The 13,661-nt window shown below is 71.4% G+C and carries 12 protein-coding genes; 5 read left to right on the plus strand and 7 right to left on the minus strand.

Annotated elements, in window-relative coordinates:
- On the minus strand, positions 1-2,567 hold a 2,567-nt coding region (locus tag ACIRYZ_RS38355; RefSeq protein ID WP_402953178.1), incomplete at its 3' end, for a hypothetical protein.
- A 372-nt stretch (positions 2,568-2,939) separates the two neighbouring features.
- On the opposite strand from ACIRYZ_RS38355, the gene ACIRYZ_RS38360 reads away from it, so the two are divergent.
- The 3 genes from ACIRYZ_RS38360 to moaA all read left to right on the plus strand — a co-directional run bounded on the left by ACIRYZ_RS38360 (position 2,940) and on the right by moaA (position 5,980).
- Complete coding sequence (locus tag ACIRYZ_RS38360; RefSeq protein WP_402953180.1) at positions 2,940-3,296, plus strand: DUF485 domain-containing protein; 357 nt, start codon at positions 2,940-2,942, stop codon at positions 3,294-3,296.
- Positions 3,293-4,912 carry a cation acetate symporter gene (locus ACIRYZ_RS38365; protein WP_402953182.1) on the plus strand — a complete coding sequence of 540 codons (1,620 nt, stop codon included), beginning with the start codon at positions 3,293-3,295 and terminating at the stop codon, positions 4,910-4,912. The genes ACIRYZ_RS38360 and ACIRYZ_RS38365 overlap by 4 nt, the downstream gene beginning before the upstream one ends.
- 78 nt (positions 4,913-4,990) lie before the next feature.
- Positions 4,991-5,980, plus strand: a complete 990-nt coding sequence (gene moaA, locus ACIRYZ_RS38370) for a GTP 3',8-cyclase MoaA (RefSeq protein WP_402953183.1) — start codon at positions 4,991-4,993, stop codon at positions 5,978-5,980.
- Here moaA and ACIRYZ_RS38375 read toward each other — a convergent pair.
- The 6 genes from ACIRYZ_RS38375 to ACIRYZ_RS38400 form a co-directional block, all read right to left on the minus strand.
- Entirely contained in the window at positions 5,977-6,219 is a 243-nt protein-coding gene (locus ACIRYZ_RS38375) for a hypothetical protein (protein WP_393035389.1), read from the minus strand. The genes moaA and ACIRYZ_RS38375 overlap by 4 nt on opposite strands.
- Positions 6,220-6,497: 278 nt before the next feature.
- Positions 6,498-6,881 (minus strand): DUF3099 domain-containing protein, encoded by a 384-nt coding sequence (locus tag ACIRYZ_RS38380; RefSeq protein ID WP_402953185.1) that lies wholly within the window; start codon positions 6,879-6,881, stop codon positions 6,498-6,500.
- Between the two features lie 144 nt (positions 6,882-7,025).
- Positions 7,026-7,574 carry an RNA 2'-phosphotransferase gene (locus ACIRYZ_RS38385; RefSeq protein WP_402953213.1) on the minus strand — a complete coding sequence of 183 codons (549 nt, stop codon included), beginning with the start codon at positions 7,572-7,574 and terminating at the stop codon, positions 7,026-7,028.
- A 31-nt stretch (positions 7,575-7,605) separates the two neighbouring features.
- Positions 7,606-9,003 carry a metallopeptidase TldD-related protein gene (locus ACIRYZ_RS38390; RefSeq protein ID WP_402953187.1) on the minus strand — a complete coding sequence of 466 codons (1,398 nt, stop codon included), beginning with the start codon at positions 9,001-9,003 and terminating at the stop codon, positions 7,606-7,608.
- Entirely contained in the window at positions 9,003-10,565 is a 1,563-nt protein-coding gene (locus tag ACIRYZ_RS38395; protein WP_402953189.1) for a TldD/PmbA family protein, read from the minus strand. Before ACIRYZ_RS38395 ends, ACIRYZ_RS38390 begins: the two co-directional genes overlap by 1 nt.
- Positions 10,566-10,706: 141 nt before the next feature.
- Entirely contained in the window at positions 10,707-11,849 is a 1,143-nt protein-coding gene (locus ACIRYZ_RS38400; RefSeq protein ID WP_393035400.1) for an MBL fold metallo-hydrolase, read from the minus strand.
- A 315-nt stretch (positions 11,850-12,164) separates the two neighbouring features.
- Here ACIRYZ_RS38400 and fabG point away from each other — a divergent pair, with 315 nt between their 5' ends.
- A complete protein-coding gene (gene fabG, locus ACIRYZ_RS38405) occupies positions 12,165-12,884 on the plus strand; it encodes a 3-oxoacyl-[acyl-carrier-protein] reductase (protein WP_387627481.1) in 720 nt (239 codons plus the stop codon).
- Between the two features lie 2 nt (positions 12,885-12,886).
- Positions 12,887-13,654 (plus strand): enoyl-ACP reductase FabI, encoded by a 768-nt coding sequence (gene fabI, locus ACIRYZ_RS38410; RefSeq protein WP_393035404.1) that lies wholly within the window; start codon positions 12,887-12,889, stop codon positions 13,652-13,654.
- Positions 13,655-13,661: the final 7 nt, after the last annotated feature.

A 13,661-nucleotide genomic window follows, 5' to 3' on the forward strand; every position in this document is an offset into this window, starting at 1 on the left:
CCGGTGACCTGGAGGTTGACGGTGGCGCGGCCGGGGACCTTGTCGGTGGTGGGCTGGCCGATGGCGTAGCGGGTGTCGAGCAGCCGGTCCGGGCTGACGGCGGTGTACGTCGAGCCGGAGAGGCTGTCGGTGTAGTAGCCGAAGACGTCGGCGATGAGGTGGGTGGTGTTCCAGGAGCCGTTGAAGAGGTTGACCTTGCCGTCGGGTCCGAGGGGGACGACGACGAGGTTGGGGGTGGTGACGCCGGGTGCGGTCCAGTTGAGGTTGCTGGAGGTGGGCTGCTGGGAGCCGCTGGCCCAGGCGGTGAGGTGTCCGCCGCCGTCGGTCTCGGTCGCGGTCACGTTGAGGACCACGGCCTTGGCACCCAGTGGGACGCCGGAGCGTCCGGCGACCTGGAGGTTGACGGTGGCGCGGCCGGGGACCTTGTCGGTGGTGGGCTGGCCGATGGCGTAGCGGGTGTCGAGCAGCCGGTCCGGGCTCACCGAGGTGAAGGTGGTGCCCTGCGCGGGGGCGGTGACGGAGATCAGGTGGATGTTGCTGAGCTGGTCGGTGTACACCAGGCCGCTGCCGAAGCGGTCGACGCTCCACGGGCCCCAGAGACCGTCACTACGGAGGTTGGTCTTGATGTTGCTCGTGACCGGGGTGCCGGTGTGGAAGTCCACCACCTGGCTGTAGCTGTTGGTGTCGGTGTAGAGCAGGAACCCGTCGCCCATGGCGGCGGCGCCCGACGCCACGTCGATGGCGGTGCCGGTGGCCGGACGGAGGACGCCGGCGAGCCGCTGGGTGCCGCAGTTCCAGTACAGCCAGCCACGGGAGGACTCGAGGTTGGTGACCGGGCAGGCCTTGCCGGTCTGAACGGTCCGGGACTGCTGGGTCGCCAGGTCGAGGGCGGTGATCTCACCCGGGTTGGCACCGGGGGAGTAGAGCGTTCCCGCGTCGACCGTGGCCACGTAACTGCTCGTCGCGGCCACCTGGGTGCCGGGCGTCGGCGCGTCGAGGTCGAGCACGACCTGGCCGGGGTGCTGGTAGGTCGACGTGTTGACCAGGACGTAGCGGCCGCTGGCCTCCGTGAGGTTCGCCGCGGGCAGGCCCTGGGGCAGGGGGACGGCCTTGGCGTTCCGGCCCTGGCGAACGATCAGGCCGGTGCCGCGGGTGCCGGGATGGATGACCCGGCCGTCGCCGGTGCCCACCATGGTGTTGCACCGGTTGGAGCCCGCCATGCAGAGCTGGGACGGGTCCGGGTACAGGTCGGTGCCGATGGAGGTGCGCGCCCCGACGGCGGGCGCGGCGCCAAGGGTGACCTGGCGCTGAGCGAAGCCCTGATCGACGGTGCTACCGCTCTCGGCGGTGGTGAGCACGTTCTCCGACAGGGACTCGGTGACGATCGTGTAGGCGTCCGGCTCGACCCGGTAGCCGGTGGTGGCGACCGAGGCCGGGGCACCGCCGACGCCGGTGACTCGGCGGACCCGCCAGTCGGAGGAGTTCTCGCCGCCCTCGATCACGACGCTGCCGTCCGGGGCCTGGACCATGGTTGTCGAGGCGTGCGACAGCAGCGTCACTGCGGTCCCGCTTGAGGTGAGCAGGCTTGCCTTGAGCTCCTTCTGGCCCGGGGTCGGGGAGTTGGTCCCGCCATCCTGGTGAGCGACGCTCAGCAGCCAGTCGCCAGTGAGGCCGAGAGCCTCCGGCTTGTTGGTGGCGCCGAAGGGCACCATCGTCTCGGTGGCCGAGAGATCGGCACGCGAGAGAACGTGGGCGTTGCAGTCGTTTGCGATCCACGCGATCCGGTCGGTGCCGACCGCGCTCGCGCCCGGGCACGAGGAGACGGCCGGGTCCGTGGCATGCTCCGGAGGGGAGACCCGCAGGGCGCCGGTGTGGGTGTCGGCGAGCGCGATGCGGAACTGGCCTGCAGCGTCGTTGAAGCCGAGGGCGGCCTCCTTGGCGTCACCGCCGAGGAAGCGGATCCGCCCGGGGGCGCCCGAGGCGTCAGGCCAGCCGGTGACCGGGACGGAGACGGTAGCGCCCGAGGCGTCCGCTCGCCGGAAGGTCAGGCCGCTGATCTTCAGCGACGAGCTTCCGGGGGACTCCGGCACGAGGGTCTGAGTGAGCAGGGCGTCCCCGTACACGCCGGCGGGGGAGTCCGTGCGCGGTGAGTTCACCGTGGCAGTGGTGCCGGCGGCGGAGTCCTGGAGGACCCAGTCCAGGCTGTCCATCCTCGGAACGGACTTGATGATGAGGTCGCTGCTCGTGCCGTGCCAGGTGGCCGTATTGAAGTTGTACGCGCTGGAGAATTCGCTGACGTACGTGGTGACGCCGGTGTCGTACCTGGTCCAGGCATAGCGGTCGTCGCGCGTACTGTGCAGGAAGCCCTGGGTGCCCGCGCCGAGCAGTTCCTCGGTCCGCGGCTGGGGCAACGGCTGCCCCGGGACGACGAGTTCGGGCAGGAAGGCCGGGTCGGCGGTGGGCGCGGCCGGGGCTGCGGAGGCAGCGGGAAGCGGGCCGGCGAGCGCGAGGGCGGATGCCAGTAGCGGCAGCACGAGCAGCCGTGCCGGACGGGAACTGCGACTCACGGTGATGGATGTCCCCCTGAAACGGCGAGGCCCCGCTCGTTCGAAAACGTCCGAAAAATGACGGTTCGGCGGCGTGTTGGATGGGCGCGCTCGCAAAGTATGACCTCATGAAGATCACATGAGTGGCAGGAGGCTACCACCGCGAATCCTTTGTCATCGAGCGGGTTGTGAGGATCCGACAGAGACTGTCCGAGCGGTTTCTTTCGGCCAAATGGATAGTGCGAGGGGGTGAACGACTGGCTGATCGCTGTGAACCCCTTTCGGGGCGGGCGCGACGCTCCTAGCATTGCGCGGCGCGCACGAGACATGTGACGCCCCTCACGTTCGTTCACGCCCCTCGTGTGACCGCTACGCCGAAGGAGTGAGGAGAGAGTGGATTCGCCGCCGATCACCACTACCGCCACGGACGTCCAACTCATCGACGACAGCGAGGAGTTCCGTACCCTCCGGCGCTCGTTCCGGAGCTTCGCCTTCCCGGTCACCATCGGCTTCGTGCTCTGGTACCTGCTCTACGTCCTGCTCTCCTGCTACGCACCCGGACTGATGGGCACCAAGGTCGTCGGGCACATCAACGTGGCCCTGGTGCTCGGGCTGCTGCAGTTCGCCACCACCTTCGCCATCGCCGCCTGGTACGCCCGCTACGCGGACCGGCGGATCGACCCGCCCGCCGCCGCGATCCGCGAGGCCCACGGTGCCGTCGTCCATGCTCCCCGGGAGTCCGCCGAATGATCGCGCTCGCCAGCTCCGCCACGGAGCACCGCGGCCTGACGATGGCCCTGTTCGGGCTCTTCGTGGTGGCCACCCTGGTCATCACCGTCTGGGCCGGGCGGCAGAACCGCAGCGCCGCCGACTTCTACGCCGGCGGCCGCGGCTTCACCGGCTTCCAGAACGGCCTGGCGATCTCCGGCGACTACATGTCCGCCGCGTCCTTCCTGGGCATCGCCGGCACCATCGCCCTGGCCGGGTACGACGGCTTCCTCTACTCGATCGGCTTCCTGGTCGCCTGGCTGGTCGCGCTGTTGCTGATCGCCGAGCCGCTGCGCAACTCCGGCCGCTTCACCATGGCGGACGTGCTCGCCTTCCGGATGCGCCAGCGCCCGGTGCGCACCGCGGCCGGGGTGTCCACCATCGTGGTGTCGATCTTCTACCTGCTGGCCCAGATGGTCGGCGCCGGGGCGCTGGTGGCCCTGCTGCTGGGGGTCACCGGGGACGGGGCCAAGCGCTGGACCATCCTCGCGGTGGGCGCACTGATGATCATCTACGTGGTGATAGGGGGCATGAAGGGCACCACCTGGGTGCAGATCGTCAAGGCGGTGCTGCTGGTCGTCGGCGCGGCGCTGATGACCGTCCTGGTGCTCGCCAAGTACCACTTCAACCCCTCGGAGCTGCTCGGCGCGGCCGCCTCCGCGAGCGGCAAGGGATCGGCGTTCCTCGAACCCGGGCTGAAGTACGGGGCCAGCAACACCTCCAAGCTCGACTTCATCAGCCTGGGGATCGCGTTGGTGCTCGGCACCGCCGGCCTGCCGCACATCCTGGTCCGCTTCTACACCGTCCCCACCGCCAAGGCGGCCCGCAAATCGGTGCTCTGGGCGATCGGCATCATCGGCGTCTTCTACCTGATGACCCTGGCGCTCGGCTTCGGTGCGGCGGCACTGGTCGGCCGCAGCGGAATGGTGGCCGTCGAGGGCAAGACGCCGTCCGGGAACACCGCGGCGCCGCTGCTCGCCGAGCAGCTCGGCGGTGGGTCCGGCACCACCGGCGGCGCGATCATGCTCGCGGTGATCTCGGCGGTCGCCTTCGCCACCATCCTCGCCGTGGTGGCCGGGCTCACCCTCGCCTCCTCGGCCTCCTTCGCCCATGACCTGTACGCCAACGTGATCCGGCGCGGGAAGGCGAGCGAGAAGGAGGAGGTGCGGTCGGCGAAGTGGGCCGCGGTGGTGATCGGCGCGATCGCCGTCGTGCTCAGCCTGTACGCGGGCAAGCTCAGCACCGCCGCCCTGGTGGCGCTGGCCTTCGCGGTGGCCGCCTCGGCGAACCTGCCGACCCTGCTCTACTCGCTCTACTGGAAGCGCTTCACCACCGTCGGCGCGGTCAGCTCGGTCTACGCCGGGCTGATCTCGTCGGTGGTGCTGGTGGTCTTCTCCCCGGTCCTGTCCGGGGGCAAGAGCTCGCTCTTCCAGGGCGTCGACTTCCACTGGTTCCCGCTGGAGAACCCCGGCCTGGTCTCCATCCCGATCGGCTTCCTGGCCGGCTGGCTCGGCACCCTGTTGTCGAAGGAGCGTCCCGACCCGGCGAAGTACGCTGAACTGGAGGTCCGCTCACTGACCGGGCTGGGCGCCCACTGATCGTCCCGCGATGACTATGCTGGCCCGGCCCCCGCCGCGACGGTGGCCGGGCCGGCCGCATTTCGGGAAGGGACGCACGTGCTGCTCGACACCTTCGGACGACAGGCCGTCGACCTGCGGGTCTCCCTGACCGACAGGTGCAACCTCCGCTGCACCTACTGCATGCCGGAGGAAGGCCTGCAGTGGCTGGCCAAGCCCGACCTGCTGAGCGACGAGGAGATCGTCCGGCTGGTCGCCCTGGCCGTCCGGGACCTGGGTGTGCGCGAGGTCCGCTTCACCGGCGGCGAGCCGCTGCTGCGCCCCGGACTGGTCGCGATCGTGGCCGCCTGTTCGGAGCTGGAGCCGCGCCCCGAGCTGTCCCTGACCACCAACGGCATCGGACTGGCCCGCACCGCGACCGCGCTGCGCGAGGCCGGGCTCGACCGGGTCAATGTCTCGCTGGACACCCTCGACCCCGAGGTGTTCCACACGCTCACCCGTCGCCGGCGCCACCAGGACGTACTGGACGGGCTGGCCGCGGCCGAGGCGGCCGGGCTGACCCCGGTGAAGCTGAACGCGGTGCTGATGCGCGGGGTCAACGACCACGAGGCGGCCGACCTGCTGGCCTGGTGCCTGGAGCGGGGCTACGAGTTGCGCTTCATCGAGCAGATGCCGCTGGACGCCCAACACGGCTGGGACCGCTCGTCGATGGTCACCGCGGCGGAGATCCTGGACCTGCTGAGCGCCCGCTTCGCGCTCTCCCCGGAGCCGTCCGCGGGCCGGGGCGCGGCGCCCGCCGAGCGCTGGGTGGTGGACGGCGGTCAGGGCCGGGTCGGCGTGATCGCCTCGGTCACCCGGCCGTTCTGCCGGGCCTGCGACCGGACCCGGCTGACCGCCGACGGGCAGGTGCGCAACTGCCTGTTCGCGACCGGGGAGACCGACCTGCGCACCGCGCTGCGCTCGGGGGCGGACGACGCGGAGCTGGCCGCGCTGTGGCGGGCGGCGATGTGGGGCAAGAAGGCCGGGGCCGGTATCGACGACCCGGAGTTCCACCAGCCCGAGCGGCCGATGTCGGCGATCGGGGGCTAGACCGACTGGTCGGTCCCGGGCCCCTCGGGAGTCCTGGGGTAGTCGGCGAAGGCGACGACCTCCTTGAGGAAGCCGCGCACGCCCAGGAACTGGGACAGGTGCTCGCGGTGCTCCTCGCAGGCCAGCCAGGTCTTGCGGCGGTCCGGGGTGTGCAGCTTGGGGTTGTTCCACACCAGCACCCAGTGGGCGTCCGCCCGGCAGCCCTTCGCGGAGCAGATCGGCGTCTGCGGGGTGTCCATCGGGGCCGTCCTCGGTGCTCGGCGGTTCGATCGTCGCCGCCAGTGTTTCACGGGCCCCCGGCGATCGGACCAAGCCCGTCCGGATCCGGACATGGCGACGCCGGGCAGCCACGGGGGGAGCCGCCCGGCGTCGGTCCGTCGCTCCGACGGGGGATGCGGAGCGCGTACGCAGTATGTCATGCCGAGACCCCCGGATGGGGAGGTCTTGCATGATTAATCTGAGCTTCTTTTGAGCTTTCCTGGAGCTGATTCCGTCTCAACCACCACGAAGTGGACGGTCAGTCCGCGCCCTGTGAAGCTTCGGTGCCAGCGGGCTTTGCCTGTCCTGTACCAGCAGGCGCACCAGCCCCACCCGTACCACCGGGGCCGAGCATCAGCGGGGTGTCGTGCGGGATGTCGAAGGTGCTCGGCAGGCCCGGTGCGCGCTCCCGGCCCGCGTTGGCGATCAGCACCGCGAAGTACGGCAGCAGCACGCCGCCCGCCAGCGCGGCGATCGCCAGCCAGCGCTGGACGTCCCACAGCACCACCGCGAGCAGCACGCAGAGCGTGCGGATCAGCATCGAGATGACGTAGCGGCGCTGACGTCCCCGGACGTCCTCGGACAGGCTGCTGCGCGCCCCCGTGATCCGGAAGACCTGCCCGCCGTCGGCGCTCTTGCCCATGTGTCTACCGCCTTCGTCCACGCACCCGCGCGCCGTTCCGCGCGGCCTTCTCACGGTACGCCCGGGGTCCGGGGACGACGAGACCGGGTGGGCGGGGCCCACCCGGTCGGGCGTGATAGGGGAGCCGTCCGGCGGCAGGAGCGGCTAGGAGCGGCGGGAGAGGTACTGCGGGGGGACGGCGTCGGTGAGCCAGACGCCGTTCTCGCTGAGCCGGAACTCGTGGCCGGCCGCCGCCATCGCGGCCGCGTTCACGGTCAGCACCACCGGGCGGCCGTGCCGGGCGCCGACCCGGGTCGCGGTCTCGGTGTCCGCCGACAGGTGCACGTCCTGGCGGGCCATCGGGCGCAGGCCCTCGCGGAAGATCGACGCCAGGTGGCGGTCGGCGGTGCCGTGGTACAGCACGTTCGGCGGCACGGTGGCGGTCAGGCCGAGGTCGACCGCCACCGTGTGGCCCTGGTTGGCGCGGATCGAGAGACCGTCCGGCGAGTAGCCGAAGCGGCGCTTGTTGTTGGTGGCCACCACGTGGTCGAGCTCGGCCCGGGTGACCGGCCTGCCCTTCGCCGCGAGCGCGGCGAGCAGCACGTCGATCCCCACCCAGCCGGACCCGTCCAGCGTGATCCCCACCAGCTCCGGCTCGTGCCGCAGGATGCGCGACAGCACCTTGCTCGTTCTGACCAGCCGCTTCTCGTCCATCATGTCTCTCGTATCCCCCGTTGGTCAGTGGCTAAGAGGCCTGGCTGACCGAACTCATGTTGAAGTCCGCGACACGCACGGGTGGCATCGCGGTGCGGGTGAAGTAGTCGCTCCACTCGCGGGGCAGGCAGCGTTCGGTGCGGCCCACCTCGGTGATCCGGCCGAGCAGGTCCACCGGGGACTCGTTGAACCGGAAGTTGTTGACCGCGGCGACCACCTCGCCGTTCTCCACCAGGTACACGCCGTCCCGGGTGAGGCCGGTGAGCAGCAGCGTCGCCGGGTCCACCTCGCGGATGTACCAGAGGCAGGTGAGCAGCAGGCCGCGCTCGGTGCGGGCGATCATCTCGTCCAGGGTCGGCGCGGACTCCTGGTCGGCCGTCTCCAGCACCAGGTTGTCGATCGCCGGGCGCAGCGGCAGGTCGGTGAGGCCGGCCGCGTGCCGGCTGGTGATCAACTCGGTCAGCACGCCCTCGTGGATCCAGTCGGTGGCGGTGATCGGCTCGCCGTTGTCGAAGACCGAGACGTCGCCGCCGCTGCTGTGCGCCAGCACGAACGGGACGGCCTCCAGGCCCTCCTCGCGCGGGTCGGAGCGCAGCGTCAGCGGCAGGCCGGCGAGCTTGTCGCCGATCCGGGTGCCGCCGCCGGGCTTGGAGAAGACCGTCCGGCCCTCGTGGGCGTCCCGGCCGCCGGAGGACCAGTTGAGGTACACCATCAGGTCGGCGACGGCCGAGGGCGGCAGCAGCGTCTCGTACCGCCCGGCCGGCAGGTCGACCTTGCGGGCGCCCCAGCCGAGGCGCTTGGTCAGCTCGGTGTGCAGGGCCTCGACGTCGATGTCGGTGAAGTCCTGGGTGGCGGCGCCGATCCAGGCCGAGCCGGACAGGTCGGCGGTCTTGGCGTTGATCTCGACCATGCCGGTGGGCTGGTCGTGGCGCAGCCGCAGGCCGGTGGAGCTGCCCAGGTAGCTGGTGGTGATCTCGTGCCGGGCGAAGCCGTACAGCAACTCGCCCTGCGCGGCGGCGCGGGCGAAGGCCTCGCCGAGGGCCGGGCCGAAGGCGTCGAACACCTCGATGGAGGTCTCCGCGGGTGGCTGGGTGAAGTGCGGGGAGTGCGGCTGGTCGGCGACCAGCGGCTGGGCGTCCTCGGCCGGGCCGGCCGCGCGGGCGGCGTCCTCGGCGGCCCGGACCAGGCCCTCGACGTCCTCGGTGGTGACGGCCTCGCGGGAGACCACGCCGGAGGCGGTGCCCTCGGCGCCGGCCACGGTGGCGATCACGGTGAGGCGGCGGCCGCGGGTGACCCCGTTGGTGGTCAGCGCGTTGCCGGCCCAGCGCAGGTTGGCGGTGGACTCCTCGTCGGCGATCACCACGCAGCCGTCGGCGCGGGAGAGGCCGAGGGCCAGCTCGACGAGTTCGTGGGGCTGCATCGCGGTCATCAGTGACCCGCCTCCTGCTGGGTGTTGAGCACGTTGACGTTGCGGAACAGCGCCGACGGGCAGCCGTGGCTGACCGCCGCGACCTGGCCGGGCTGCGCCTTGCCGCAGTTGAAGGCGCCGCCGAGGACGTACGTCTGCGGGCCGCCGACCGCCGCCATCGAGCCCCAGAAGTCGGTGGTGGTGGCCTGGTAGGCGAAGTCCTTGACCTGGCCCGCGAGTTCGCCGTTCTTGATGGCGTAGGCACGCTGGCCGGTGAACTGGAAGTTGTAGCGCTGCATGTCGATCGACCAGGAGCGGTCGCCGACGATGTACAGGCCGTTCTCCACCCCGGCGAACAGGCCCTCGGTGTCCGGGCCGTCGGCGGCGGGCTGGAGCGAGACGTTGGCCATCCGCTGCACCGGGACGTGCGCCGGGGAGTCCGCGAAGGCGCAGCCGTTGGAGCGCTCGAAGCCCTTCAACTTGGCCATGCCGCGGTCGAGTTGGTAGCCGGCCAGGACACCGTCCTTGACCAGGTCCCAGGACTGGGTGGCCACGCCCTCGTCGTCGTAGCCGATGGTGGACAGGCCGTGCTCGGCGGTGCGGTCGCCGGTGACGTGCATCAGCCCGGAGCCGTACTGGAGGGTGCCGAGCTGGTCGAAGGTGGCGAAGGAGGTGCCGGCGTAGGCGGCCTCGTAGCCGAGCGCGCGGTCCAGCTCGGTGGCGTGGCCGATCGATTCGTGGATGGTCAGCCAGAGGTTGGACGGGTCGATCACCAGGTCGTAGCGGCCCGCCTTGACGCTCGGGGCCTTCATCTTCTCGGCCAGCAGGACGGGAAGTTCGGCGATCTCCGCGTCCCAGTCCCACCCGGTGCCGGTGACGTACTCGTAGCCGCGGCCGACCGGCGGGGCCAGGGTGCGCATCGAGTCGAAGGCGCCGGTGCGCTCGTCGACCGAGGTGGCCTCCAGGACGGAGTGGAGCCGGATCCGCTGCTGGGTCGTCATGGTGCCCGCGGTGTCCGCGTAGAACTTGTTCTCCTGGACGGTCAGCAGGGCCGCCTGGACGTGCGAGACGCCCTCGGCGGCCAGCAGCCGGGAGCTGCGCTCGGCGAGCAGGGCGGTCTTCTCGGCGTCCGGCACCTCGAAGGGGTTGACCTCGTACGCGGAGACCCAGGTGACGTCCCGGTGGACGGGCTCGTCGGCCAGCTCGACCCGCTCGGTGGAGCCGGCCGCCCGGCTGATCCCGCCGGACAGGCGGGCCACCGCGACGGCCTGGGCGGCGACCTTCGCCGCGGCGTCGGGGGTCAGGTCCACCCCGGCGGCGAAGCCCCAGGCGCCGTCCAGCAGGACGCGGACGGCGAAGCCGAGCTGCACACTGTCGGAGGTGCCGGACGGGCGGGCGTCGCGCAGCCGCCAGGAGGCGCTGCGGACCCGCTCCAGGCGGAAGTCGGCGTGGCTCGCGCCGAGTTCACGGGTCCGGGTGAGGGCGGCGTCGGCCAGGGTGCGCAGCGGGAGGGCGAGGAACAGCGGATCGACGGCGCGCCCGGTCGGGGCGCCGGCGCTGACGGCCGGAGGGATCGGAGGCAATCGGGCTCCCAGGTCGCGGAGGGTGACGGTGCGGGTGCCCACAGGGGCGCCCGCACCGCATCATTTCCCGTCCACCGGGTTTCCGGCCAGCCCATTTCGACCCGTGCGACGCGGTTTCGGCCGAGGTCTCCTGCCGGGCCGTCAGGAGACGGACTCCCACCAGCCGTCCAGCTCCGGCGGGTTGTCCACGTCGACCCGCTCGCCGGGGCGCGGCACGGCCAGCGGGACGGCCTGGGCCTTGGCCTCCTTGAGCAGTCGCTCGATCGGTTCGGCCCACGGGTGCAGGCCCAGGTTGAAGGTGCACCAGTGGACCGGCACCAGCAGCCCGGCGTCGAGGTCGCGGTGGGCGAGGACGGCGTCCTCGGGGGTCATGTGGATGTCCGCCCAGGCCGCGTCGTAGGCGCCGATCTGCACCAGCGCGGCGTCGAAGGGGCCGTGCTGCTCCCCGATCCGGCCGTAGCCCTCGAAGTAACCGGAGTCGCCGGTGTAGAAGACCTTGCGGGTGGGGCCGGCGATCACCCAGGAGCCCCACAGGGTGGTGTTGCGGGTCAGGCCACGGCCGGAGAAGTGGTGCGCGGAGGTGAGGGTGACCACCAGCTCGCCCAGGGTGCAGGTCTCGTCCCAGTCCAGTTCGATGATCCGGTGCTCCGGGACGCCCCAGCGGCGCAGGTGGCCGCCGATGCCGAGCGGCACCGCGAAGGGCGCGGACTGGCTGCGCACCAGGCGCTTGACGGTGGCCATGTCGAGGTGGTCGTAGTGGTCGTGCGAGATCAGCACGGCGTCGACCGGCGGCAGTTCCTCCAACTCGACCGGCACCGGGTGCAGCCGCTTGGGGCCGACGTGCGCGGAGGGGGAGCAGCGGTCGCTCCAGATCGGGTCGAGCAGCACACGGGAGCCCTCGATCTCCACCAGCGCGGAGGCGTGCCCGTACCAGGTGATCTCCACGCCCTCGGCGGCCGGGCCGGTCGCGGCGGGGCGGACGGTGGGCACCGGGTGGGCGGGGACACGGCCGGTGCGCTCGAACATCATCCGGCGGACGGTGGCGGGGTCGACGCCGGGGGCGCCGGCCGTGCGGGCGAGGGCCGAGGGCGCGTTGTGGAAGACGCCGTCGCGGTACTGCGGGGAGTTGCGCACCCGCTCCTCGCGCTCGCCGTCCGGGCGCCTCCCGAACGCCGCCGGCAGGTCGCGCAGCGACCAGGCGGTGGCGCCCAGGCCCGCCGCCAGGGCGGTCAGGGCGAGCAGTCGTCCGCGTCGGTGGGTGCTCCCGGGCCGTGCCTTGGTCATGCGCCCTGCCTTCGTTCGTTCCTCGCCGGGACTGTTCGGGGAAGGGTACGGGGTCCCGGTCGGTCCACACCACGGGGCCAACGGGTGCGCCCGTCCGTGTTGTTCCCGCACAGTCGCCCCGATCGCGGCGGCGCCCCGGCCTGCGGGGCGTCGGCGGGAGGCGCCAGGTGCTGCGGGTGCGGATTGTCGGATTGCGACAGTTCCTCTGGTGCGGCGCTGTGGGAGCCCGATGCGCCGACACCGCCGGGCGCCCGATACCGTCACACTGCGTACGCATTCCGACGTACGTGCTCACACACGGAGAGAGGTGGATCGTTGAGCCGCTCGGTTCTCGTCACCGGAGGAAACCGGGGCATCGGCCTCGCGATCGCCCAGGCCTTCGCCGAAGCGGGCGACAAGGTGGCCATCACCAGCCGTTCGGGTGAGGTGCCCGAGGCCCTGGTGAAGTACGACGTCCTCGCGGTGCGCTGCGACATCACGGACGCCGCGCAGGTCGACGCCGCCTTCACCGAGATCGAGCAGAAGCACGGCGCGGTCGAGGTGCTCGTCGCCAACGCGGGCATCACCCACGACACCCTGCTGCTGCGGATGTCCGAGGAGGACTTCACCTCCGTCCTGGACACCAACCTGACCGGCACCTTCCGCGTGGTCAAGCGCGCCTCGAAGCTGATGATGCGCGCCAAGAAGGGCCGCGTGGTGCTGATCTCCTCCGTGGTGGGCCTGTCCGGCTCGCCGGGCCAGGCCAACTACGCCGCCTCCAAGGCCGGCCTGGTCGGTTTCGCCCGGTCGCTGGCGCGCGAGCTCGGCCCGCGCAACATCACCGTCAACGTGGTGGCCCCCGGCTTCGTGGACACCGACATGACCGCCGTGCTCACCGACGAGCGCCGCGCGGAGATCGTCTCGGGCGTGCCGCTGGGCCGCTACGCGGCGCCCGCCGAGGTCGCCTCCACCGTGCGGTTCCTCGGGTCGGACGAGGCCGCGTACATCACCGGAGCCGTCATTCCCGTCGACGGCGGATTGGGCATGGGTCACTGATCATGAGTGGAATCCTCGAAGGCAAGCGGATCCTGATCACCGGCGTGCTGATGGAGTCCTCCATCGCCTTCCACGCCGCCAAGCTCGCGCAGGAGCAGGGCGCGGAGATCATCCTCACCGCCTTCCCGCGCCCGAGCCTGACCGAGCGGATCGCCAAGAAGCTGCCGAAGCCGGTCAAGGTGCTGTCGCTGGACGTCTCCAGCGCGGAGGACCTGGCGGGCATCGCCGACCAGGTCCGCGAGACCCTGCCGACCCTGGACGGCATCGTCCACTCGATCGGCTTCGCGCCGCAGGACGCGCTGGGCGGCAACTTCCTGGACACCCCGTGGGAGTCCGTGGCCACCGCGATGCACGTCTCGGCGTACTCGCTGAAGTCGCTGACCATGGCGCTGATGCCGCTGATGCAGGACGGCGGCTCGGTGGTCGGCCTGACCTTCGACGCCCAGTTCGCCTGGCCGCAGTACGACTGGATGGGCCCGGCCAAGGCCGCCCTGGAGTCGACCAGCCGCTACCTGGCCCGCTACCTGGGCCCGCGGGACATCCGCTGCAACCTGGTCTCGGCCGGCCCGCTCGGCTCGATGGCCGCCAAGTCCATCCCGGGCTTCGGCGACCTGGCCGACACCTGGAACCACCGCTCCCCGCTGAAGTGGGACCTGAACGACCCGGAGCCGGCCGGCCGCGCCATCGTCGCGCTGCTGTCGGACTGGTTCCCGAAGACCACCGGCGAGATCATCCACGTCGACGGCGGTCTGCACGCCATCGGCGCCTGATCCGCTG

The sequence above is a fragment of the Kitasatospora sp. NPDC101155 genome, from assembly GCF_044768305.1.
GTDB lineage: Bacteria > Actinomycetota > Actinomycetes > Streptomycetales > Streptomycetaceae > Kitasatospora.